At 68.2% G+C, this 22,939-nt stretch carries 19 protein-coding genes; 5 read left to right on the top strand and 14 right to left on the bottom strand.

The window, feature by feature from the left end:
- The first annotated feature begins 59 nt into the window (after positions 1 to 59).
- Complete coding sequence (gene tldD / locus GST15_RS05410; protein WP_425482194.1) at positions 60 to 1,502, top strand: metalloprotease TldD; 1,443 nt, start codon at positions 60 to 62, stop codon at positions 1,500 to 1,502.
- A 146-nt stretch (positions 1,503 to 1,648) separates the two neighbouring features.
- On the opposite strand, the gene yjgA is transcribed toward tldD, so the two are convergent.
- Positions 1,649 to 2,197, bottom strand: a complete 549-nt coding sequence (gene yjgA, locus GST15_RS05405) for a ribosome biogenesis factor YjgA (protein ID WP_159016198.1) — start codon at positions 2,195 to 2,197, stop codon at positions 1,649 to 1,651.
- A 41-nt stretch (positions 2,198 to 2,238) separates the two neighbouring features.
- On the opposite strand from yjgA, the gene pmbA reads away from it, so the two are divergent.
- The 3 genes from pmbA to GST15_RS05390 all read left to right on the top strand — a co-directional run bounded on the left by pmbA (position 2,239) and on the right by GST15_RS05390 (position 4,657).
- A complete protein-coding gene (gene pmbA / locus GST15_RS05400; protein ID WP_233263054.1) occupies positions 2,239 to 3,627 on the top strand; it encodes a metalloprotease PmbA in 1,389 nt (462 codons plus the stop codon).
- Entirely contained in the window at positions 3,623 to 4,069 is a 447-nt protein-coding gene (locus GST15_RS05395) for a DUF4870 domain-containing protein (RefSeq protein WP_425482208.1), read from the top strand. Before pmbA ends, GST15_RS05395 begins: the two co-directional genes overlap by 5 nt.
- A 126-nt stretch (positions 4,070 to 4,195) precedes the next feature.
- The gene (locus GST15_RS05390) at positions 4,196 to 4,657 is read left to right on the top strand and encodes a DUF4870 domain-containing protein (protein WP_159016195.1); all 462 of its coding nucleotides are present in this window, start codon (positions 4,196 to 4,198) and stop codon (positions 4,655 to 4,657) included.
- A 39-nt stretch (positions 4,658 to 4,696) separates the two neighbouring features.
- On the opposite strand, the gene GST15_RS05385 is transcribed toward GST15_RS05390, so the two are convergent.
- From GST15_RS05385 to GST15_RS05350, 8 genes are all read right to left on the bottom strand, one after another.
- Entirely contained in the window at positions 4,697 to 6,049 is a 1,353-nt protein-coding gene (locus GST15_RS05385; RefSeq protein WP_159016194.1) for a M48 family metalloprotease, read from the bottom strand.
- Positions 6,050 to 6,161: 112 nt separating this feature from the next.
- Positions 6,162 to 8,033 carry a CHASE2 domain-containing protein gene (locus GST15_RS05380; RefSeq protein ID WP_159016193.1) on the bottom strand — a complete coding sequence of 624 codons (1,872 nt, stop codon included), beginning with the start codon at positions 8,031 to 8,033 and terminating at the stop codon, positions 6,162 to 6,164.
- 101 nt (positions 8,034 to 8,134) lie between these two features.
- Positions 8,135 to 9,025, bottom strand: a complete 891-nt coding sequence (locus tag GST15_RS05375) for a polyprenyl synthetase family protein (protein ID WP_159016192.1) — start codon at positions 9,023 to 9,025, stop codon at positions 8,135 to 8,137.
- Positions 9,018 to 9,290 (bottom strand): exodeoxyribonuclease VII small subunit, encoded by a 273-nt coding sequence (locus GST15_RS05370; RefSeq protein WP_159016191.1) that lies wholly within the window; start codon positions 9,288 to 9,290, stop codon positions 9,018 to 9,020. Before GST15_RS05370 ends, GST15_RS05375 begins: the two co-directional genes overlap by 8 nt.
- A 31-nt stretch (positions 9,291 to 9,321) precedes the next feature.
- A complete protein-coding gene (tilS, locus tag GST15_RS05365; protein ID WP_159016190.1) occupies positions 9,322 to 10,617 on the bottom strand; it encodes a tRNA lysidine(34) synthetase TilS in 1,296 nt (431 codons plus the stop codon).
- A gap of 11 nt (positions 10,618 to 10,628) precedes the next feature.
- Complete coding sequence (locus GST15_RS05360) at positions 10,629 to 11,588, bottom strand: acetyl-CoA carboxylase carboxyltransferase subunit alpha (protein ID WP_159016189.1); 960 nt, start codon at positions 11,586 to 11,588, stop codon at positions 10,629 to 10,631.
- Positions 11,589 to 11,743: 155 nt separating this feature from the next.
- Positions 11,744 to 15,265 (bottom strand): DNA polymerase III subunit alpha, encoded by a 3,522-nt coding sequence (dnaE, locus tag GST15_RS05355; RefSeq protein WP_159016188.1) that lies wholly within the window; start codon positions 15,263 to 15,265, stop codon positions 11,744 to 11,746.
- A 129-nt stretch (positions 15,266 to 15,394) separates the two neighbouring features.
- The gene (locus GST15_RS05350; protein WP_159016187.1) at positions 15,395 to 16,027 is read right to left on the bottom strand and encodes a YkvA family protein; all 633 of its coding nucleotides are present in this window, start codon (positions 16,025 to 16,027) and stop codon (positions 15,395 to 15,397) included.
- A 232-nt stretch (positions 16,028 to 16,259) separates the two neighbouring features.
- On the opposite strand from GST15_RS05350, the gene GST15_RS05345 reads away from it, so the two are divergent.
- Positions 16,260 to 18,779: an ATP-binding protein gene (locus GST15_RS05345; RefSeq protein WP_159016186.1), complete on the top strand. Its 2,520-nt coding sequence runs from the start codon at positions 16,260 to 16,262 to the stop codon at positions 18,777 to 18,779.
- Here the strand turns inward: GST15_RS05345 and GST15_RS05340 are convergent.
- Genes GST15_RS05340 through lpxD form a run of 5 tightly spaced genes read right to left on the bottom strand, consistent with a single transcriptional unit; the run spans position 18,713 to position 22,922 of the window.
- Entirely contained in the window at positions 18,713 to 19,423 is a 711-nt protein-coding gene (locus GST15_RS05340; protein ID WP_159016185.1) for a ribonuclease HII, read from the bottom strand. The two genes, GST15_RS05345 and GST15_RS05340, sit on opposite strands and share 67 nt — an antisense overlap.
- Positions 19,420 to 20,616, bottom strand: coding sequence for a lipid-A-disaccharide synthase (gene lpxB / locus GST15_RS05335; RefSeq protein ID WP_233263053.1), 1,197 nt, complete (start codon positions 20,614 to 20,616; stop codon positions 19,420 to 19,422). Before lpxB ends, GST15_RS05340 begins: the two co-directional genes overlap by 4 nt.
- Before the next feature lie 7 nt (positions 20,617 to 20,623).
- Positions 20,624 to 21,415 carry an acyl-ACP--UDP-N-acetylglucosamine O-acyltransferase gene (gene lpxA / locus GST15_RS05330; protein WP_159016183.1) on the bottom strand — a complete coding sequence of 264 codons (792 nt, stop codon included), beginning with the start codon at positions 21,413 to 21,415 and terminating at the stop codon, positions 20,624 to 20,626.
- 2 nt (positions 21,416 to 21,417) lie between these two features.
- Entirely contained in the window at positions 21,418 to 21,888 is a 471-nt protein-coding gene (fabZ, locus tag GST15_RS05325; RefSeq protein ID WP_159016182.1) for a 3-hydroxyacyl-ACP dehydratase FabZ, read from the bottom strand.
- Entirely contained in the window at positions 21,885 to 22,922 is a 1,038-nt protein-coding gene (gene lpxD / locus GST15_RS05320; RefSeq protein ID WP_159016181.1) for a UDP-3-O-(3-hydroxymyristoyl)glucosamine N-acyltransferase, read from the bottom strand. The genes fabZ and lpxD overlap by 4 nt, the downstream gene beginning before the upstream one ends.
- Positions 22,923 to 22,939: the final 17 nt, after the last annotated feature.

Here is a 22,939-nt window from a genome sequence, read left to right as displayed (position 1 = left end):
AGCTGGCGCCACGCTGGTCGCCGTCCGCGACCCACGCATTCATTCCCCAAGGCCTCTTGATGACGCAAGCCCTCAGCCTCGCCGAAACCCGCCTGCTGCTGCCCGCGGGGCTCGACGCCAGCGGACTGGACCGCACCTTCGGAACCCTGCTGGGACCGGGCATCGACTTCGGTGACCTGTATTTCCAGCACATCCGTCGGGAAAGCTGGTCGGTCGAGGACGGCATCGTCAAGGACGGCGCGCATTCGATCGAGCAGGGCGTGGGCGTCCGCGCGATCTCCGGCGAAAAAACCGGTTTCGCGTATTCCGACGACATCAACACGCAGGCCCTGATGACGGCGGCGAAATCCGCGCGTGCCATCGCCCGCGACGGGGCCGCGCACAGCCCGCGTGCGCTCGTGCCTGGTGGCGGACGTGCGCTGTATGCGGGCGTGGACCCGATCGATGGGCTGGGCAACGAAGACAAGGTCGAGGCCCTGCGCAGGCTCGACAAGCTGCTGCGCGCGAGCGATCCACGCGTGCAGCAGGTGATGGTCGGCCTGTCGGGCGGCGTCGACACGGTGCTGGTTGCGCGCAGCGACGGCATCCTCGCGGCGGACATCCGGCCACTGGTGCGACTGAACGTGCAGGTGATCGTCGAGCAGAACGGTCGTCGCGAAAGCGGCTTCGCCGGCGGCGGCGGACGATATTCCTACGCGGAATTGTTCGACGGCGGAAAGCCCGAGGCATGGGCCCGCGAAGCCCTGCGGCAGGCGCTCGTGAACCTGGAGGCGATCGATGCGCCGGCGGGCGTGATGCCGGTGGTGCTGGGCAGCGGCTGGCCCGGCGTGCTGCTGCACGAAGCCGTCGGCCATGGGCTCGAGGGCGATTTCAATCGCAAGGGCACGTCGACCTATGCCGGCCGCATGGGCCAGCGCGTCGCATCCCCGGGCGTCACCATCGTCGACGACGGCACGCTGCCCGGTCGCCGCGGCTCGCTCAACATCGATGACGAAGGCATGCCGTCGCAATGCACGACCCTGATCGAGGATGGCGTGCTCGTCGGCTACATGCAGGATTCGCTCAATGCGCGCCTGATGGGCATGCAGCCGACCGGCAACGGCCGTCGCGAATCCTTCGCGCACCTGCCGATGCCGCGCATGACCAACACCTACATGCGCGCCGGCACCCACGATCCCGAGGAGATGATCCGTTCGGTGAAGCGCGGCCTGTACGCGGTGAATTTCGGCGGAGGCCAGGTCGACATCACCAGCGGCAAGTACGTGTTCTCGGCGACCGAGGCCTACCTCATCGAGGACGGCAAGGTCACCGCGCCGGTGAAGGGCGCGACCCTGATCGGCAACGGGCCGGAAACCATGCAGCGCGTCACCATGATCGGCCACGACCTCGCCCTGGACGAAGGCGTCGGCGTCTGCGGCAAGGATGGGCAATCGGTCCCGGTCGGCGTCGGCCAGCCGTCATTGCTGATCGACCAGATCACCGTCGGCGGCACGCAGGCGTGAGCGCGACGGCGGTCGCGGCAGTTCCCTTCCCCCACAAGCGGGAGAAGGTGCCCGCAGGGCGGATGAGGGCGCTGTTGTCGCCATCGAGCAGATCCTTGTCGGCGATTGCCCTCACCCCAACCCCCCTCCCGCAAGCGGGCGAGGGGCTAGAACGCGTCGTCGTCGATATTGTCGCTGGGCTCCACGAGCAACTCGCGCAGCGCACGGAACAACTCGCGCGATGCATGCGGCGGCTTGTTGCGGTTGCGCTCCTCGATCGCGTTGCGCGCCAGTTGCCTGAGGTGCTGGCGATCGGCGTCGGGAAACTCCACCAGCAGGTCGGACAGGGCCGCGTCGCCATCGGCCAGCAAGCGGTCGCGCCAGCCTTCCAGGCGATGCAGCAACGCCGTCTCGCGGCGACCGGCTTCGCCGCCGGCATCGAGCGCGTCGCGGATGGCGTCGAGCGTGGCGTCGTCTTCGCGTCGCATCTGCTTGGCCAGGAACGCCAGCTGCCGCTTGTGGGCGACGTGCGAGGTGATGCGCTGGGTGTCGACGATATGCGGCATCAGGTCGTCGGGGATCGGCAGCTTCGCCAGCTGCGCGGCGCTCAATGCGGCCAGTTGCTGGCCCAGCGCAAGCACATCCAGCGCGGCTCGGCGCTGCTCGCTGCGGCTGGGCCCCAAAAAGTCGCCGGTGTCTTCGTCGCGTCCGCGCATCAGGATTCCTGCCAAAAATCGACCCATGCAAGGATAAGGCATTGAACGCAGTCACCCCGACTCCATCCGCGCCTGCCGGTGACCACAGCGTCGCGCGCCTGGACCATCTGGCCGGCATCGCGCAGCAGCTGCTGCGCCGCTGCCGCTCGCGTGGCGCCAGCCAGGCGGAGGTGAGCTGCAGCGAGGAACACGGGCTCAACGTCAACGTGCGCATGGGCGCGGTCGAAACCGTGGAGTCCACCCGCGATCGCGGCCTCGCCGTCACCGTGTACTTCGGCCAGCGCAAGGGCAGCGCCAGCACCGGCGACCTGCGCGAGGAGAGCCTCGATGCGACCGTCGAGCAGGCGTGCGCCATCGCACGGTATACCGAAGACGATCCTGCGGCCGGCCTGGCCGACCCCGACTTGATGGCGCAATTGCCGGCGACGGGATCTTTCCCCGATTTCGACGCATGGCATCCATGGGCGCTGGAGCCCGACCGCGCCATCGACCTGGCGCTTGCCTGCGAGACGGCGGGTCGCGACAGCGATGCGCGCGTCGAGAATTCCGATGGCGCATCGGTGGGCACCAGCGCATCACTGAGCGTGTATGCCAACTCGCATGGGTTCGTCGGGCGCGAACACGGCACCCAGCATTCGATCGGCTGCGCGTTGATTGCCGGACGTGGCGACGGCATGCAGCGCGATGGCTGGTACACGACGGCGCTGGCCGTCGAGGACCTGGAGCCGGCGAACGCGGTCGGACGTCGCGCAGCGGAACGCGCGGTGTCGCGGCTGCAACCGCGCTCGCTCGCGACCGCCGAAATGCCCGTGCTGTATTCCGCCGAGATCGCACGCTCGCTGGTCGGGCACCTGCTCGGTGCGGTGTCGGGCGGCGCGCTGTACCGCAAGGCGAGTTTCCTGCTCGACAGCGCGGGCAAGCAGTTGTTCCCGGACTGGTTCGCGATCGATGAGCTGCCATTCCTGCCGCGCGGCTTCCGCTCGGCGGCGTATGACGCGGAAGGCGTCGCCACGCGCGAATCCGCGCTGGTGTCGGGTGGCGTGCTGCAACGCTACGTGCTCGGCAGTTATTCGGCGCGCAAGCTCGGCCTGCAGACGACCGCCAATGCCGGTGGCGTCCACAACCTACACGTGACGGCCAACGCGGGCGACCTGGCGTCGATGCTGCAGGGCATGGGGCGCGGGCTGCTCGTCACCGAACTGATGGGACAGGGCGTCAACGCGGTGACGGGCGACTACTCGCGCGGCGCCGCCGGTTTCTGGATCGAGGACGGCAAGCCGGTGTTCCCGGTGGATGGCATCACCATTGCCGGCAACCTGAAATCGATGTTCCAGTCCATCGAGGCGGTCGGCAGCGACGTGGACCCGCGCTCGCATATCCGGACCGGCTCGATCCTCGTTGGCAGGATGACCGTCGCCGGTACGGATTGACGTTCCTAGGGCTGGGTGGTCCGACGGACCGCCGAAACGGCTTCATCCGCGAAGAGGGGAACCCATGAGCGATTTCAACGAAACACTCGCGCCGCCGCCCGCGCCGGCGGGCACTGCGTCGCAGGAGGACAAGACGCTGGCGCTGCTGACCCATCTGTCCGGCATCGTGCTGAGCTTCATCGTGCCGCTGATCGTCTGGCTGATCCACAAGGACAAGCCCGACAAGTCCTTCCTCAACGACCAGGCCAAGGAAGCGCTGAACTTCCAGATCACCGTCGCCATCGGCTACGCGATCTGCACCGTGCTGACGGCCATCGCCATTGGCGTGTTGCTGATGCCCATCCTCTGGGTGGTGAACCTGATCTTCTGCATCCTCGCCGGCGTCAAGGCGAACGAGGGCGTGGCCTACCGCTATCCATTCGCCCTGCGCCTGATCAAGTAGGCCTGCTCAAACAGGCGCTCCGCCGCTGCCCAGTGCCGGCGACGTAGTCCATCAGTTGGCTTGCACCATGCCGGCCTGCCCCCATCATCGGGGCAGGCCGGATTTGTTTCCGGCCGGAGAAACGACATGGAACAGATCCCACAAGCCGCTGGCGGCGCCATCAGCCCGCTCGCACCGAGCAGCAGCGAACGCCACTGGGCGGCATCGGCACACATTGCGGCGCTGGTACTTGCCTTGCTGACCAGCTGGGTGGCTGGCGTCGCCGGCGTGCTCGGCGCCGGTGTCGTCTACCTCGCCAAGCGCGACGATTCCGCATTCGCGACCGAGCACGCCCGCGAAGCGATCAACTTCAATCTCAGCATGTTCATCTATGCGTGCATCGCAGTCGCTGCGGGCATCGTCCTGCTCAGCGCGACGGTGGTCACGCTCGGGATCGGGCTGATCCTCACGTTGCCGGCCGGCATCGTGCTGGTCATCGCCTGCGGCGCGATCGCCGTCACGTGGCTGGTGTGCAGCATCATCGCCACGGTCAAGGCCTTGAATGGCGAGTCCTACCGCTATCCGCTGACGCTGCGCCTGCTGAAGTAGGCGCAGCGGCCGGGCTCCGAAAGTCGCGCCACGAGGCGCCTAGTTGCGCTGCGTGTAGGGCTGCAGTCCCGCGAAACCCCGCTGGTCGATCCGGTCAAGCCGGTCGGCCAGCGGCGGGTGCGTCTTGTACAGCTGCGCAAGGCTCGCGGATGCCTTGCCCAGCGCCGTCATCTTCTGCAGCACGGCGTACAGCGACAGCGGGTTGTAGCCCGATCGCGCGAGGTAGATTTCCGCTGCTTCGTCCGAGCGGTATTCGGCGCTGCGGTCCAGGCTGGTGAGCATGACCGCCGCACCGTGGCGTCGCACGTAATCCTTGGCCATGCTGCCGGCCACTCCGCCGCCGACGCTGACGTGGCTGGCGACCGCGTCCTCCGTGGCCGACGTCATCTCCTGCTTGTGGATGACGTTGTAATGGTCGCGCTGCACGACGTGGCTGATCTCGTGGCCGAGCACGCCGGCGACCTCGCCGTCGTTGGCCAGCAGCTCGTACATGCCGCGCGTGAGCAGCACGTAGCCACCGGGCGCTGCGAACGCATTGATTTCAGAGGTGTCGATGACGCCGAACGTCCACGGCAGGTCCGGACGCGACGAATGGGATGCCATCCAGCGACCGATGCGGTTGACCCGTCGCTGCGCCGCGTCGTCATGGACCAGCGGCGCCGCACCAAGGATGCGACCGGCGATTTCCGGTCCGAGCGCCAGTTCCTCAGCGGTCTGTTCGGCTTCCGACTTGCCGGCGGCCGTGCTCGCGACTCCCAGTGCCGAATCGGCGACCGACCCCACGCCGATCTGCGACAGCAGGCTGCGCGCGATGGAGAAGCCGCTGCGTTTCTGCGCCTGGCTGGCCTGGCCCTGCGCGCTCGCTGCCACGGCCTTCGCTTCGCCCGCATAGGCGACCGCGGTGTCTTCCAGTCCGGACTGATGCGCCTGCGCCGCTGCCGCCTGGGGCGTCAATCGATAGGACTCGAGCCTGGCCAGCTGCGCGGCATCGAAGCCGGCCGACTTCAGGTCGCTCTCGTCCAGGCCACGCACGCCGGCCGTCTCGGTCACGCGGCCCTTGCCGGCTTTCCCGGTGAACAGCGCGCGGACGTTGGCCGAGGCGTCTTCCTTGCCGGCGTAGGCCATGCGGACGTCATTGACGCGGACATAGCCGGACTTGCCGGCGGGCAATTCGACACGGAACCAGAGTCCCTCCTGTCCCGCGACGCTCAGCGGGGCATTGCGCTGCAGCGTCGTCAGCTGCGGTGAGCTGAAGCTGGGTGCGCTATGCACCGCGACGGACGGCCTGGATGCGACGGCGGCCATCGAGGCAGCCACCGCGGTTCCGGCTGCGCCGAGTACGACTGCCAGCGACAACGCCGACGCCAGCCAGTGGGTGGGTGAACCATGCATGTCCGATCTCCAGCGACAGGTGTGTCCGTCAAAGGATGATTACGTCAACCGCGCCCGGGTGGGGCCAATCGGACTGCTGTCAATCCACCAGACGGCATCGGATGCGACTCGCTCACTGTGCGTCGATGGCCGTGGTGGACGAGGGCACCACCATGGCCTGGGCAACATCGTCGGCGGAGAAGGAATCGTGCGCGGACAGTGGCCTCTCGTCGGTACTCGCCAACAGCCGTCCCAGCACCGCGCAGACGCGTGCGCGGGTCTGCGCCGTGGATTCATCGACGGCGACCGCGACGCTGATCAGGCTTGCCACGCGGACACTGCCGTCGTCAGGCAGCACGTCATCGTGTCCGGCAAGATGCGCGCGCAGCGATTCCAACTCGCGCTGCGCAGTCGCGGCGACGACGTCGCGTTCGGCGCCGCCCCACATCAGCACGGTCACGTCGTTGAGCGATTCCCACAGCCAGCTCTTGTATTCGACGACGCCTTCCAGCGCCGTCGCCTCGGTGCCGCTGTAGAGGAAGCGACGCAGGCGCCGGCGGTATTCGCGGATGCGGCGCGACAGTGCACGCTCATCCAGGCCCGGGTCGGGGACGAAACGCAGTTTCGCCAGCGCCAGCCAGCGATCGTGGTCGGGATCGAATTGCGGCCGGTAGTCGTCGTTGCCCACCGCGCGGCCACGCTGTGTCGCCGCATAGGCGCGGCACAGGCCGAAGCACACACTGACGAAACCCAGCGCGGCGAAGATGTCGAAGAACACGCCGAACGCGGTCAGCCCGACGAAGGCAAGCGCCACCAGCAGCAGGTTGCTGGCGACGAAGACCTGGTCGATCTCCCACGCGGGTTCGCCGCGGAAGAAGACGAAGCCACTGAGCAGCACGAGCGCCGCCGCCAGCAGGTATTTGAAGCCAGCCGGCGGCATCCAGATCGCGCTGCCCGACAGCAGCGCCTCGACGGCTTCGGCGTGTACCTCGACGCCGGGCATGGTCGCGTTGACCGGCGTCGGCTTGGCATCGTTGAGTCCGGCGGCGGTGTAGCCGATCAGCACGACGCGGCCACGCAGGTCGGGGATGGCATGCGCGCGATCGCAGACAGCGCGGCCTTCGATCAGGTCCGCAGCGCTGATGTAAGGCAACTGGCTGTGCGAGCGCCAGTTCACCCGGACCGATGCGGGATACGAGGCCAAGGCGCGCCCGCTGGCGGTCGCCGCCAGGCGCAGGGACATCGATGGAAGCGCCCAGTCGCCGACTTCCTCGCGCAGCGGCACGTCGCGCAACACGCCGTCGGCGCCGCGGCCGACGTCGAGCAGGGCGCTGTAACGCGACATCGAGTCGCCGTAAGGCAACAGCAGGGTCACGCCGGGGCCGGGCCGGGCCGGTTGCCGGGTCAATGCGAACGCACCTGGCGCCTGGGAGGCCGGAGTCACGCTGCCGGCATCGTCGAACCCGGAAGGCACGCGCGTGGATCCGAACAGGAATCGACCACCGCCGCCCTTGGCGATTGCCTCCAGCGTGTCGTCGCCCATGGGATCCCTGCTGGAGCGATCGACGAACTGCACGTCGTAGCCGACGGCGCGCACGCCCGCGCGGTCGAGTGCGTCGAGCAGGTCGGCGTGCCGCTGGCGGCTCCATGGCCATCCGCCTTCGCCGAGCGAGCGGAAATGCTCGATCGAGCAGTCGTCGATCTCGACGACGGCGACTTGTCCCGACGGTTTCGGTTCCCACGGACGCAGGCTGATGACCTGGTCGAAGATCGCGTCTTCCGCCGCCGCCAGGCTGCGGCCGTGGTTCCAGTCCCAGGCCAGCCATCCCAGCGCCACCAGCGCCAGCAACGGGTAGAAGGCGAACCGCAGCCGCAATGCGACGCGCGCGTACGGCCGCCGGTAGCCGCGCTCGAACGCGCCCCAGCGGGTGACGAAGGTGTGGCCCAGCCAGGCGAAGCCCGCCTCCAGCCGCGACAGCACCCGCTCACGCCATGGCTTGCGCATCGAACCCCCAATTGCGCGCGTTCACCCCAGGAACAGCACCGACGGGCTGCGGAGCCTGCGTCCCGAGCATCCTTGCCGCGATGCTCGGGTGTCAAGCGCGCTCAGTGATCGCGTGCGATCGCCCGACGCCCGAGCGCGGCCAGGGATGCGGCGCCGGCACCGAACGGCTCCAGCGCCTCCGACATCGCCACCGCGAGCTCGTCCAGGCGCCTGCGTGACGCCTCCACGCCCAGCAGCGCCGGGAAGGTTGCCTTGTCCTGCGCGCGATCCTTGCCCGCGGTCTTGCCGAGCGTGGCGCTGTCGCCTTCGATGTCGAGCAGGTCGTCGCGGATCTGGAAGGCCAGCCCGAGCGCATCGGCGAATGCATCCAGCCGTGCCATGGCGACGGCGTCGACGCCGGCCGCGATGGCTCCGATGCGCACTGCCGCCCGCAGCAGCGCACCGGTCTTCAGGGCATGCAGGCGCTGCAGTGCCGCGAGGCTGATCTGTCGCCCGGTCGCGTCGATGTCGAGTGCCTGGCCACCGCACATGCCGCGCACGCCCGCGGCGACGGCCAGCTCATGCAGCATGGCCAGGCGAACGTCAGGCGCCGCGGGAGCCTGGACCAGCAACTCGAATGCCAACGACTGCAGCGCATCGCCAGCCAGGATCGCGGTCGCCTCGTCGAATGCGACGTGCACGGTCGGCTTGCCGCGACGCAGCGCGTCGTCGTCCATCGCCGGCAGATCGTCATGCACGAGCGAATACGCATGGATCAACTCGACGGCGGCGGCGGGAGCGTCGAGCATGGCGTCGTCGCAACCCAATGTCGCTCCCGTCGCATACACCAGCAACGGTCGCATGCGCTTGCCGCCATCCAGCACGGCATGTCGCATCGCGGCCTGGAGGCGTCGCGGTTCGTCCTGCGGTTCGGGAAGCGCGCGTTCCAGCGTTTGCTGGACCCTGGCGCGCCAGCGCGCGTGGGACGCTTCGACGCCCGCCGAATCAGGCATCGGGACCCGAAGGCGACGCACTGTCCGGAAACGGCTCCGCACTATCCGCGTTGCCGGGATCGCTGAGCAGGCGTACGCGCAACTCGGCCTGTTCCAGTGCGGTCTGGCACCGACGGTACAGCCCGACGCCGCGCTCGTACGCGGCGAGCGACTCTTCGAGGCTCAATTCGCCGTGTTCCATCTTCTCGACCAGTTGCTCGAGCTGGTCGAGCGACGCCTCGAAGTCGGCGACGGGGGACGGATCCGATGCGGGTTTGCGCGCCATGGGCGAAGTGTGCGGCGCAGGGCCGGGAGGGTCAATCGTTGCCCGCGACGTGCCGCAAGTGCGCGCCACGTTCATGCAGCCACGCCGCCATGGCAGCGGACATGATGCTGTCTCCCGCCGCCAGCAGTCCGCCATCGGCGGCAAACAGCAACGGCAGCTGCGCGCGCTGCCATGGCGGCACGTCACAGGCCTGCAGTACATGCTTGAGCGAGTGCGAATGCGCGCGGCCGGGCAGGGTGATGCGCTCACCGCCCTGGCGTGCGCGGACACGCATCGGTGCATCGAATGCAGGTGCGCCATCCAGGTGCAGCGATCCGTCATCGGGAAGTCGCAGCGGCTGACTCCCGTCCCATTCCACCATCCAGGCGTCTGGCCAGGGAACCTGCCGGCGGCCCGCGTGCAAGGCCGAGCGCCAGCGCCGGATCCATGCGCCGGACCATTCGACCTGCGGCTGTGCATCGGGCGCGGCGCGCAGCAACTCCGATTCAATGCGGGCAATGGCCTGCGCCGGCAGCGGTGCGAGCGCCAGGCCCGCGATCCAGCGTCGCAGGACGCGCGCCCGTCGCGCCTTCCCCAGCAGCAGCAATCGCGGCACGTCGAGTCGATGGCCATCGCCATCCCGCACCCCTGCCAGTGCGGCAACATCTTCCTCGTCCAGCAGGTCGGCAGCCTGCGCGCACAACTCCGCGCTGCGTGCGAGCGCCGCATCGGCGCTGGCCCAGCGTTCGCGCAGCAGCGGCAGCACGCGGTGCCGCAGGAAGTTGCGATCGAACGCGGTATCGGCGTTGGAGGCGTCATCGATCCATTGCAGCCCGTGTTGTTGCGCATGGCGCAGCAGTTCAGGACGCGGCACTTCGAGCAGCGGTCGCCACAACCAGCCACGGCCGAACGTACGCCAGGCGCGCATGGCTGCCAGGCCATCGGGTCCGGATGCGCGTAGTGCGCGCAACAGGAAGGTTTCCGCCTGGTCATCGCGGTGATGGGCGAGGACCAGGACATCGTCGTCGCGCATGGCGGCGTCGAAGGCCGCGTAACGGGCGTGGCGCGCGGCTGCCTCGAGGCCCTCCCCGCCATCGCGTCGCACCTGCGCGCGGATGATCGTCAGCTCGATGCCAAGGTCATCGCATAGCTGCTGGCACAGCGCGGCCCAGGTGTCGGCACCCGGATGCAGGCCGTGGTGGACGTGCAGCGCGCGCAGCCCACGCGCCCTGGCATCACTGGACGCCGCCAGCAGCTGCAGCAGGACGGTGGAATCCAGGCCGCCGCTCAGGCCGACCAGCAGCGGTCGGCCGGCGCCGGCGGCGGGAATGTGGGGGAGCGCGAGCACCGCGCTGCGACTTACGCCGCCTCGTAGGCGCCGTAACCGCGCAGGCGCTCGTAACGGCGCTGCAGCAGTTCGTCGGTGGGGCGGTGCGCGAGCGCGTCGAGCTCATTCAGCAGCACGGCCTTCAGGCGCTTCGCCATCTGTGTCGGATTGCGATGCGCGCCACCGATCGGTTCGCGGATCAGCTTGTCGATCAGGCCGAGGCCGAGCAGGCGTTTGGCGGTGATGCCCATCTGCTCGGCGGCATCCTTGGATTTGTCGGCGGACTTCCACAGGATCGACGCGCAACCTTCGGGCGTGATGACCGAGTAGGTGCTGTATTCGAGCATCAGCGTGCGATCGCCGACGCCGATCGCCAGCGCGCCGCCGGAGCCGCCTTCGCCGATGACGGTGCAGATCACCGGCACTTTCAGTTCCGACATTTCCAGCAGGTTGCGGGCGATCGCTTCGGACTGGCCGCGCTCTTCGGCGCCGACGCCGGGATAGGCGCCCGGCGTGTCGATGAACGTCAGGATGGGCAGGCCGAAGCGCTCGCCCATCTTCATCAACCGCAACGCCTTGCGGTAGCCCTCCGGCCGCGGCATGCCGAAATTGCGGCGGATCTTGCTCTTGGTGTCGCGGCCTTTCTCGTGGCCGATGATCATCACGCTGCGGCCGTCGATGCGGGCCAGGCCGCCGACGATGGCGGCGTCATCGGCGAAGGCACGGTCACCGGCCAGTTCCTGGAACTCGTCGCAGATCACCCGGATGTAGTCGTAGGTGTAGGGACGGGCCGGATGCCGTGCCAGTTGCGACACCTGCCATGGCGTCAGGTCGCGGAAAATGTGCGCCGTCCGCTGCCGCAGCTTGTTCTGCAAGGCATGCACTTCGGCGTCCACGTTGACCGCGGAACCGTGGCTGGCATGTCGCAGTTCCTGGATTTTCGCTTCCAGATCGGCGATGGGCTGCTCGAAATCGAGGTAGTTCGGATTCATCGAGGTGGCGGGCGGAAAAGGGGACAGTCTAGCGGACGACGCTGCTTCGGGCCTCTTTCGCCCGAGTCCTCTCCTGGGGTCGGGCAGGACGCGAAGTGGCTCAGGCCTGTAGCGCGGGTAAGGCCACAGCCTCGCTTACCCGGGCTGCGGATTCGTCAGCTGGCCCATGGCTTGGACAGCGCCAGCTTCACCCCGCGGACGCCGGGCAGGCTGCGCAACAGGCCGGGCAGGGCGGCATCGACGCGCACGCCCTGGCCGCCATTGATGTTCAGCCGCCCGACCGCCTTGCCGGTGATGGCTTCCAGCAGCAGCGGGGTGCCGCCGCCGTGGCTCTTGAGGACCTTGGCGAAATGCCCCAGCGCATCGTGTTCGCGCAGGTCGAGTTTCACCGACAGGCGCTGGGCATGCTGGGTGCAGACCTGCACGTAGTCCCAGCAGCGCCGGGCGCGCAGTGAAAATCCGCCGCTGAACTCGTCCTCGCGCAGGCCGCCCTCGACCAGCAGGATGCGATCGCGCGTGAGCAGCTGGGCGTACTGGTGGTAGGGCTCGGCGAAGAACGCGCATTCGATGCGGCCGCGACCATCCTCGAGCTGCACGAACGCCTGGCTGTCGCCACGCTTGCGCATGCCGATGACCAGGCCCGCGACGACGACCGTCGCCTCCTGCCGCCAGCCGCGCCGTTCGTCCTCGGGACGCTCGTTCCACAGCCGGTCCAGGTCGCCGAGGTCGTGCCCGACCAGCGCGGACAGCTCGTCGCGGTAGGGGTCCAGCGGATGACCGCTGAGATAGTGGCCCAGGGTGTCGCGCTCGCCCTGCAGCTTCTGCAGCAGCGGCCAGTCGTCGGCATCGGGAAGTTCGATGCGCAGGTCGTTGGCGGCCGCGTTGTCGGACGGCAGGCTGCCGAAGAGCGAGTTCTGCCCGGCTTCGCGTTCGCGCGCCAGTTGCTCGGTTGCCTTCATGACCTCGGGCAGCTGCAGCATCAGGGACGGTCGGTTGCGCCCGAGCGCATCCATTGCGCCGGCGTTGACCAGCGCCTCCAGCGCGCGGCGGTTGAGCCGGCCGGTATCCACGCGCCTGCAGAAATCCAGCAGGTCGGCGAAGGCGCCACCCTTGCTGCGTTCCTCGGTGATGGCGTCGCATGCCCCGCGTCCGACGCCCTTCACCGCACCCAGTCCGTAGCGGATTGTCCTGTCGTCCATCGCATCGAACATGTAGCGCGATGCATTGACGTCGGGCGGCAGCACCAGGAGGCCGAGCGAGCGGGCTTCGTCGAGGAAGCCGACGACCTTGTCGGTGTTGTCCATGTCCGAGGACAGCACGGCGGCCATGAACTCCGCCGGATGGTGCGCCTTGAGCCAGGCGGTCTGGTAGGAGACGAGTGCGTAGGCCGCGGCGTGCGACTTGTTGAAACCGTAGCCCGCGAACTTCTCCATCAGGTCGAAGATCTGCGATGCCTTGCGCGGATCCACCCCGCGCTCGGAGGCGCCGGCCTCGAACTTGGCGCGCTCCTTCGCCATCTCCTCGACTTTCTTCTTGCCCATCGCGCGACGCAGCAGGTCTGCGCCGCCGAGCGAATAACCCGCCAGCACCTGGGCGATCTGCATCACCTGTTCCTGGTACACGATCACGCCGTAGGTCGGCGCCAGCACCGGCTCCAGCGCCGGATGCGGATAGCTGACCTCGGCGCGCCCGTGCTTGCGCTCGACAAAGTCGGGGATCAGGTCCATGGGTCCCGGACGGAACAGCGACACCAGGGCGATCAGGTCGCCGAAGCGATCGGGCTTGGCGCGCTTGAGCAGCTCGCGCATGCCGCGCGATTCGAACTGGAACACCGCATGGGTTTCGCCGCGGGCGAACAGCTCGTAGGTCGCCACGTCGTCCAGCGGCAGGCTGATGATGTCCAGCGGCGGTTCCGACGGCGGCTTGCGCGCGTTGATCGCCTTCACCGCCCAGTCGATGATCGTCAGCGTGCGCAGGCCGAGGAAGTCGAATTTCACCAGCCCGATCGTCTCGACGTCGTCCTTGTCGAACTGCGTCACCGGATTGCGGCCACGACCATGGCCATCGTGTTCGGCGAACAGCGGGCAGAAATCCGACAACGGCGATGGTGCGATCACGACGCCACCGGCGTGCTTGCCGGCGTTGCGCGTGAGGTCTTCCAGTTCGCGGGCGAGCGACAGCAGGTCGCGCACGTCCTCCTCGGCCGCGTGGCGCTGGATGAGTTCGGCGGATGCGAGTTCCGGATTCTTGCGGGCCGCTTCGGATTCGCCGAGCGCATCGTCCAGTGACACACCCAGCGTCAGCGGGATGAGCTTGGCGATGCCATCGACGAAACCATAGGGATGGCCGAGCACGCGCCCGGTGTCGCGCACGACCGCCTTCGCCGCCATCGTGCCGTAGGTGATGATCTGGCTGACGCGATCGCGGCCGTACTTGGCGGCAACGTAGTCGATGACCTCGTCGCGCCGGTCCATGCAGAAGTCGATGTCGAAGTCGGGCATCGACACGCGTTCGGGGTTGAGGAAGCGCTCGAACAGCAGGTCGTACGGCAGCGGATCCAGGTCGGTGATGCCCAGCGCCCACGCCACCAGCGAGCCGGCGCCGGAGCCGCGCCCGGGACCGACGGGGATGTCGTGGTCCTTCGCCCAGTTGATGAAGTCCGCGACGATCAGGAAGTAACCCGGGAAGCCCATCGCGACGATGACGTCCAGCTCGCTTTCCAGGCGCAGTTCATAAGGGGCGTTGCCGTGCTCCGGTGCGGGCGGATGCCTGGCCAGGCGCCTGGCCAGCCCTTCGCGCGCCTGGCTGCGGATCCAGCTCTCCAGCGTGTGTTCGCTGGGCACGGGAAACGCCGGCAGGTAATAGGTGCCCAGCGACAGTTCGAGGTTGCAGCGCGTGGCCAGTGCCAGCGCGTTGTCGATCGCATCGGGCACGTCGGCGAACAGCTCCGCCATGTCCTCCGACGATTTCAGGAACTGCTCGGCGCTGTACTCGTGCGGACGCTTGGGATCATCGAGGACGCGTCCGGTCGAAATGCACACGCGCGCCTCGTGCGCGTCGAACCCGGTGGCGTCGAGGAAACGCACGTCATTGCTGGCGACAACGGGAATGCCGCGCTCGGATGAGGCCTGCAGCGCGAACGCATTGAACGCGTCCTCGCCATCGCGTCCGCTGCGGGTGAGTTCCAGGTGCAGGCGCTCGCCGGTGTGGCGCTGCCAGTCGGCCAGCCATTGCGCGGCGAGATCGTGCTTGCCCGCCGCGGCCAGCCGTCCGGCTTCGCTGTGGCGTCCGGCCAGCGTGAACAATCCCGCGTTGGAATCACGCAGCCACTCGGGCCGCACGACGACGCCATCCACGCGATGGCCTTCCATCCACGCGCGGGTCAGCAACCGCGACAACGTGAGGTAGCCGGTGTGGTCCCGGCACAGCAGGGTCAGGCGCGAAGGCGCCTCGGTGCCGTCCGCGAGCAGCACGTCCGCGCCGATGACCGGCTTGATGCCCGCCGCTTCGGCGGCCTTGTAGAACTTCACCAGCGCGAAGAGGTTGTTCTGGTCGGTCACCGCGACCGCGGGCTGGCCCATCGCAGCGCAACGCGCGACGAGTTCCGGGATCCGGATCGTCGAGTCGACCAGCGAATACTCGCTGTGCAGGTGGAGGTGGGCGAAGCGGGCGGACATGCCTTCCCGGATGGACTCGATCAACGCGACAGCGCAGATGAGCCTAGCCTCCGGACACTGCCGGGACAAGGCTTGACAGCCGTCGAAACCGGCGCGGCCGTGGCGGCACGGACGCGCCTGGCCCAGGCTTCAGTGGACGTGGAAGAGCGCCGGCGGCCCGCTCAGGTAGGTTTGCGCGCCGACGCGCTGCAAGTGCTCCAGCAACCGGGCTTCCGCTCGACGGGCGGCCAGCCATGAATCGCGGTCGTAGCCGTCGGCAGTCCCGCCAAGGGCGGTTTCAACGTGCCGCAACCGGCAGAAGTCAATGTAGTCGCCAACCTCCGGCGCCAGCGCGGGCCAGGCCACGTCGACCACGATGGCGTCGTCCAGTCGTCCAACCATCGGTAGCGCATCGGGAATCAGGTCGTTGGCGCGACGCACGTATTCGACCACCAGCTGTGCCGACGGGACGACCTGGTCGGCCGGCGTCCAGCCATGGTCGCGAAGCATGCGGTCGATCGCGGCGGCGCGCCGCATCCGCTCGAAGATGGCCGCATGGCTGCTGTCGGGTCGATTGGCCACGTCCCGGGCGGCGGTCACGAGCTGGTCACGCTCCAGCTGGGGCTGGCGAAGGTCGAGCTTCATCAACAGTTCGTTGAACAACGCCAGCGATTGCTCGTTGATCTCATGGGTGCCGATGCGATGCCGCCTGCCATGCGCGCTGTGGGCCGGTCGCGGCAGCTCGGCGGGGAGCGGATGCAGTTGTGCAAGCAAGGCGTTCATCGTGGTTCTCCCAAATGCAATTCACGTTCTCGCATCCGGATCCTGCGCTTCCTGCAGGCAATGGTCTGGATGGATGGACGATGTTTTCATGATCGCGGGATGAGGCGGCGCGTGTCGGCGCTCCCGCTGTCCAGCGGACCGGCAGGCGGCAACGGACGCTCTCACCCTGGCATCCACGGGCCCGCGCTACCTTTCACGGCCACTGCGCGGTGGACAACGATGCGGGGCGGCCATGTCGCCTGGGTCAGGCATTTACGAATTCGGCGAGTTCCGCCTGGAGCCGGACGAGGCGCGACTGACGCGTCGCGGCCAGGTCGTCATCCTCGAGCCGAAGGCGATGGAGGTGCTCGGGCGCATGCTCGAGCAACCGGGGCACCTGCATGAGCGCGATGAGCTTCTCGATGCCGTGTGGGGACACCGCCACGTCACGCCATCGGCCCTGAATCGCGTCGTGACGCTGCTGCGCCAGGCACTGGGCGACAGGCGCGACTCACCGCGATACATCGAGACCGTACCGCGCCGCGGATATCGGTTCATCGCCGCCGTGCGCAACGTCGAGCAGGTGCAGGTCGGATCGCCGCAGCCCATGCGCGGCCCCTTCAACCCGCCACCGCTACCCTCGCCGATCGGCTCGGACGTGCCACGTGACGCCGAACTCGCGACCTTGCAGCGTCTGTTGGGCGACGTGCGATTGCTGACCCTCAACGGACCGGGTGGCATCGGCAAGACGCGGTTGGCGCTGCACCTGGCCCGCCGCTGCGAGGGCGACTATCCCGACGGTGTATGGCTGGTCGACCTCACCGCTTGCCGCAATGGCGCCGAGGTCGCCGAGGCCCTGCTTGCCGCGTTCGGATTCGTGCGGCAGGGCGAGGCAAGCAACGCGGCCCTGCTCGTGGAAGCGCTGTTGCATCGCCGGTTGTTGCTGCTGCTGGACAATTGCGATCGCGTCGCCGGACAGGTGGCGATGCTGGCGGCACCATTGCTGCAACGGTGTCCGGGATTGCGCATCCTCACCACGAGCCAGGTGCGGCTCGGTGTCGAGGGTGAACAGGCTTATCGCGTCCCACCCCTGGAGTTGCCGCCCGACGATTGGGACCACGCCGACGCTCCGCTGGCCGCTGCGCGGAGCAGCAATGCCGTGCGGCTGCTGGAGATGCGTGCGCGCGAAGCCGATCCCGGTTTCGAGCTGGACGCCGGCAACATCGCCGCCGTCGTCCGGCTGTGCAGGTACCTGGAAGGGTTGCCATTGGCGCTGGAGCTGGCGGCAACGCGGCTACGCGTGCTCGGGCCGGCGGAGTTGCTCGAGCGCCTGTCGGCGCGACGCGAGGTGCTCGTGTCGGACCTGCACGGCGGCCCGGACAGGCAGCATTCGGTTCGCGAGATGCTCGACTGGAGTTTCGACCTGCTGTCGCCAGCGGAAGCGGAGCTGTTGCAGCGACTGACGCTGTTTTCCAGTGGCTGGACCCTCGAGGGCGCCGAAGCCGTCATGACCGATGCAAGCGGGAAGGCGCGCGATATCGTCGGCCCGCTGGGCTCGCTGATCGACAAGAGCTTCGTCATCGTCGAACACGATGCGGTTCCACGGCGTTTTCGCATGCTCCAGGCAGTGCGCGACTATGCAGGGGAGCGGCTGCGCAGCGATTGCGATGCCAACGTCTACCGTCTGCGGCAACTGCGCCATTACATCGCGCTGACCGCGAGCGCCGACGCCGTCCTCTACGACCGGCCGACGCACCGTTATGGGGGTCTGCTGGACCGCGAGCAACCCAACATCCGCAGTGCCTTCGACTTCGCGCTGGAACACGGACTTGCCGACGAGGCGCTGCAGCTGGCGCTCAACCTGCGTTGGTACTGGTGGGTCATCGGCAGCTTCCGCACGGCCCGGGAATGGATTGGTCGTGCGCTGGAGGCGCATCCGTCGCCGACGCTGGTGGCGCGCGCCAAGGCATTGCAGTTCATCGGCCTGATGGAGTTGCATCTCAGTCGGGCCGAAGCCGAACCGCTCCTGGAAGAGGCCGTGGCGCTCACGGCGCGGGCGGAACTGCCGCGCGAACACGGCATGGCATTGGCCGGCCTTGCAATGCTGCGCGTGGCGTCGGGACGCTATCCCGAGGCCAGGCGGATGCTGGCACATGCCATGCGCCGTGCCATCGAGGCGGGCGACATGCACGTTCGTGCCTATGCCCGCATCTGGATCACGGCCATGCACTCCACGGTTGGCGAATACCGGCTGGCGTCGATCTCGGCGCGCTGCGCTGTCTCGGAACTGCGGGCGTTCTGGCTGGAGCGAAACAGCGGACCGGGTTTCCTGCTTGGTTTCGCCGAGGTCAACTGCGGGCTGCAGGCACTGATGCTCGGTGACCCCACCGCTGCCGCGCAGGCATTCGAGCGCACCCTGTCGTTGTCCGCCACCTTGCGCAACCTGCGGATGAGCGCCGCGGCCCTGGAAGGCTTCGCCTATGTGCTGGCAACCCGCGGGCAGCAGGCCCTGGGCGCGCGCCTGCTCGGCGGGGCACAGCGATTGCGGGAGCTCACCGGCGTGCCGATGTCCCGGCATTGGCAGGATGCCCATCGGCATGTCTGGGAGGCGATGCGCCGTGGTCTTGGCGAAGCGGACGCCGAGCGGCTGTTCCAGGCGGGGCGCCATGACCGTCAGCAGCACCTGCAGTCGCTGCTGTACGCGGCCTATCCCTCGATCGGGCTGGCCGCGAATGCGATCGCATCCCCTTCGTCGCCGAACAATCCGGGCTGAAGTGACTCGCGAACGGTGACGAAGCTGCGGCGGTGGATCGGGCAGGGCCCCAGGCGCGCCAGTGCCTCGCGGTGCGCGGGCGTCGCATAGCCCTTGTGCTCGTCGAAGCCGTAGCCGGGCCATTGTCCATGCAGTACGCGCATGTGCCGATCGCGCGTGACCTTCGCCAGGATCGATGCGGCCATGATCGAGCGGTCGGTTGCGTCGCCGCCGACGATCGCCTGCGCGGGGCAGGGCAGGTCGCGCGGCAGCGCATTACCGTCGATCCGCGCGAAGCGGGCAACATGGAGCACGCCTTCCAGCGCGCGGCGCATGCCCAGCATGGTCGCGTGGTAGATGTTGATGCGGTCGATCTCATCGGCCTCGATGAAGACGACATGCCATGCCAGCGCACGCTCGATGATGCGTGCATACAGGACTTCACGTCGCTCCGCGCAGAGCTGCTTGGAGTCGGCCAGGCCGTTGATCGGGGTGCGCCCGGGCTCGAAGACCACGGCCGCCACGACCACGGGGCCAGCGAGTGGGCCGCGTCCGGCCTCGTCGATGCCGGCGAAACACTGCAGTGCATCGCGACCGGCGCAGGATGCGTCGGGATCCGTCGCTTCGGCTGGCTCGGCTGGAAGGGTTGTGGCGTCGTCGTTCATCCGCTGCTGCCGCTGGCGCGACCTCCCGGGCCTGCCTGCAGCAATTCTGCCACCACGTCCGCTGCCTGTGCGGAAGCGTCGCGTCGCAATCGGGCATGCAGCGCACGAAACGTCGGCTGCAGCGCGGCCATGGCATCTGGATGGCGCAGCCACGCGAGCACGGCATCGGCGAGCGGTTGCGGCGCGCAGTCGCGCTGCATCAATTCAGGAACCACTTGCTGTCCGGCGAGCACGTTCGGCAGCGCGTAATGGTCGACCTTCAGCAGGCCCATGCCCTTGACGATGGCGTGGGTCAGCGGCGCGATCCTGTATGCGACGACCATCGGTCGCTGCGCCAGCATGGCCTCGAGCGTGGCCGTGCCGGAAGCCAGCAGCACGACGTCGCTGGCGACCATGGCGGTGCGCGCATCACCGTCGAGGATGCGCAACGCCGGTCGCAGCAGCGCGGCGTCCTCGTGCGACTGCAGGACCTGCTCGAACACGACTCGCGCCTGCGCACTGGCCATGGGAGCGACGACCAGCAGTTGCGGGATCTCGGCCAGCACGCGCACCGCGGCCGCGATGAAGTCCGCCGCAAGCCGTCGGATCTCGCCGCTGCGCGAACCCGGCAGCAGCGCGAGCACCGGCACGTCCACGGGCAGGTGCAGGCGTTGCCTCGCCGCGTCGCGATCGGGATCCAGCGCCATGTCGTCGGCGAGCGGATGGCCGACGAAGCGCGCATCGACGCCATGCCGTGCATAGATCGCCGGCTCCATCGGGAACAGGCAGAGCACGCGCTCGGCGCTCCGGCCGATCCGCGCAGCGCGGCCCTCGCGCCACGCCCAGACCGATGGGCTGACGTAATGGACGGTGCGGATGCCGCGCTGCTTCAGCCAGCGCTCCACGCCCAGGTTGAAATCAGGCGCGTCGATGCCGATGAAGACGTCGGGCTTCCAGGCCAGTACGCGCTGGCGCAATGCGCGTCGCAGCCGCAGCAGGCGCGGCAGGTGCGACAGCACCTCGGCCAGTCCCATGACCGCCAGTGCGGACGAGTCGAACCATGTCTCCATGCTGGCCGAGCGCATCGCATCGCCGCCGATGCCCGCGAACTCGGCGTCCGGAAACCGTATGCGCAGCGCCCGGACCAGCCCGGCGCCGAGCTGGTCGCCCGATGCCTCGCCGGCAACCAGCGCGATCCTGGTGCGCCGTTCCACCCGGCCGTCAGCGCAGCAGCGGCCGCTCGCCGCTGTCGATGAAGTCCAGCAATGCGCGCACGTCATCGCTGTCGCGCGCCAGTTCGGAAAGCTGGCCGCGGGCCTCGACCATGTTGGCGCCGGACACATACAGCGCCCGATACGCACGCTTGATGAGCGCGATGCGCTCGCTGTCGAAACCGCGACGCTTCAGGCCTTCGCTGTTGATGCCGCGCGGGCGGCCGTAGCCTTCCTGCGCCACCAGCACGAACGGCGGGACGTCGCCGTTGACCAGTGCGCCCATGCCGATGAACGCGTGCGCGCCGATCCTGCAGAACTGGTGCACGCCGACGAACCCGCTGAGGATGGCGTGGTCGCCGATCTCGACGTGGCCGGCGATGGTCGCGTTGTTGGAAAACACGCAGTGGCTGCCGACGATGCAGTCGTGCGCGATGTGCACGTAGGCCAGCAGCCAGTTGTCGTCGCCGACGCGGGTGGTGCCGCCGCCATTCTCGGTGCCGCGATTGATGGTGACGAATTCGCGGATGGTGTTGCCGTCGCCGATCACCAGTTCGGTGCGGCCGCCCGCGAACTTCTTGTCCTGCGGATCCCCGCCGATGGCCGCGAATCCGTGGATCCGGTTGTCCCGCCCGATGCGGGTGGGACCGCTGATGCTGCAATGCGGCCCGATGTGTGTTCCGTCGCCGATGCTGACATCGGGGCCGACCAGGCTGAAAGCACCGATCTGCACATCGCTGCCGATCTGCGCCGATGGATCAACCACGGCACTGGGATGGATGCTGGCTGCCGCGCCGCCCACGGTCAGGCTTTCACTTCCGCGCAGAGGATGTCCGCACTGGCGACCTGTGCGCCGTCGACGCGCGCGGTGCAGTTGTACAGGGCCATGTTGCGGATGACGCGGGTGAGGGTGACTTCCAGCTCGAGGCGGTCGCCGGGGACGACCATCTTCGAGAACCTGGCGTTGTCGATCTTCACCAGGTAGAAGATCTTCCCGTTGGATTGGCCGCCATCGCTGTCCACCAATCCAGACAGCTGTGTCAGAAGACCGCCAGCCTGCGCCAGCGCCTCGATCACCAGCACGCCGGGCATCACCGGTTGAGTGGGGAAGTGACCCTGGAAGAACGGCTCATTGATGCTGACGCTCTTGATGCACAGCACCCGCTTGTGCGCCTCGAACTCGACCACGCGGTCCACCAGCAGGAACGGATATCGGTGCGGCAGCAGCTTGCGGATGGTGTTGACGTCGATCGGCAGCTCGATGGATACGCTCATTCCGGGTCCTTGTCGTCGGGCGTATGGCTGCCCATGCGTCGCGCGAGCTTGTCCAGTTGCCGGAAACGGGCAGCGCTCCTGCGCCAACTGCGATTGTCCATCAAAGGCGTGCCCGAGGAATACTCGCCAGGCTCGCGGATGGAGTGGGTGACCAGCGTCATCGCGGTCACGACAACGCGGTCGCACAACTCCAGGTGGCCCAGCACGCCGGCGCCACCGCCAATCAGGCAATAGCGGCCAATGCGCGCGCTGCCGGCGACCGCCGAGCAGCCGGCCATCGCGGTGTGGGCGCCGATATGCGCGTTGTGGCCGATCTGGATCTGGTTGTCCAGGCGGACGTCGTCTTCGAGCACCGTGTCCTCGAGCGCGCCGCGGTCGATGGTGGTGTTGGCGCCAATCTCGCAATCGTCGCCGACCAGCACGCCGCCCAATTGCGGCACCTTGATCCAGCGGCCACCCGCCATCGCGAGTCCGAAGCCATCGGCACCCAGCACCGCGCCGGGATGGATCAGGACACGCTTGCCCAGTCGCACGCGCTTGACGAGCGTGACGCGGGCGCCGAGCGAACAGCCGTCGCCGATGATGCAGTCCTCGCCGACCACGCAGCCGGGCCCGACGACCGCGTGCGCGTCGATCCGCGAGCGGGCGCCGATGCTGACGAAAGCTTCGATCCGGGCGGCAGGATCCACGACGGCAGTGGCGTGCACCACCGCATTGGGATGGATGCCCGGTTCGAACGGCTCAGCGGTGTCGAACAATGCCGACACGCGCGCGAACGCGGAGTACGGGTCGTCGGCAAGCAAGGCGGTGCGCGCGTAACCGATTGCGTCCTCGGCCCGCATGATCACGATGCCAGCCGCCGTCTCGGCAAGTTGCGATCGGTAGCGCGGGTTGGCCAGGAATGACAACTGGTCAGCCCGCGCGCCGGCGAGCGTGGCGACGCCGGATACGCCCGCCTCGCCGTCGCCGTGCAGCGCGAGGCCGAACCGCGATGCGAGTTGCGCGGCCGTGTGCGTCGCGTTGGCCTGGTTCACGATGGCGTCGTCCGGGG

The organism is Cognatiluteimonas profundi, from assembly GCF_009792795.1.
Lineage (GTDB): Bacteria > Pseudomonadota > Gammaproteobacteria > Xanthomonadales > Xanthomonadaceae > Cognatiluteimonas > Cognatiluteimonas profundi.
The sequence above is the reverse complement of the archived record's forward strand: the minus strand, read 5'-3'. Positions and strand labels throughout refer to the sequence as shown.

Excerpts from the sequence above, each read along its gene's own strand:
- tldD (WP_425482194.1), top strand. The coding sequence starts at position 60 with ATGACGCAAGCCCTCAGCCTCGCCGAAACCCGCCTGCTGCTGCCCGCG.
- yjgA (WP_159016198.1), bottom strand. The coding sequence starts at position 2,197 with ATGCGCGGACGCGACGAAGACACCGGCGACTTTTTGGGGCCCAGCCGC.
- GST15_RS05390 (WP_159016195.1), top strand. The coding sequence starts at position 4,196 with ATGGAACAGATCCCACAAGCCGCTGGCGGCGCCATCAGCCCGCTCGCA.
- GST15_RS05385 (WP_159016194.1), bottom strand. The coding sequence starts at position 6,049 with ATGCATGGTTCACCCACCCACTGGCTGGCGTCGGCGTTGTCGCTGGCA.
- GST15_RS05380 (WP_159016193.1), bottom strand. The coding sequence starts at position 8,033 with ATGCGCAAGCCATGGCGTGAGCGGGTGCTGTCGCGGCTGGAGGCGGGC.
- GST15_RS05375 (WP_159016192.1), bottom strand. The coding sequence starts at position 9,025 with ATGCCTGATTCGGCGGGCGTCGAAGCGTCCCACGCGCGCTGGCGCGCC.
- GST15_RS05370 (WP_159016191.1), bottom strand. The coding sequence starts at position 9,290 with ATGGCGCGCAAACCCGCATCGGATCCGTCCCCCGTCGCCGACTTCGAG.
- GST15_RS05360 (WP_159016189.1), bottom strand. The coding sequence starts at position 11,588 with ATGAATCCGAACTACCTCGATTTCGAGCAGCCCATCGCCGATCTGGAA.
- dnaE (WP_159016188.1), bottom strand. The coding sequence starts at position 15,265 with ATGTCCGCCCGCTTCGCCCACCTCCACCTGCACAGCGAGTATTCGCTG.
- GST15_RS05350 (WP_159016187.1), bottom strand. The coding sequence starts at position 16,027 with ATGAACGCCTTGCTTGCACAACTGCATCCGCTCCCCGCCGAGCTGCCG.
- GST15_RS05345 (WP_159016186.1), top strand. The coding sequence starts at position 16,260 with ATGTCGCCTGGGTCAGGCATTTACGAATTCGGCGAGTTCCGCCTGGAG.
- GST15_RS05340 (WP_159016185.1), bottom strand. The coding sequence starts at position 19,423 with ATGAACGACGACGCCACAACCCTTCCAGCCGAGCCAGCCGAAGCGACG.
- fabZ (WP_159016182.1), bottom strand. The coding sequence starts at position 21,888 with ATGAGCGTATCCATCGAGCTGCCGATCGACGTCAACACCATCCGCAAG.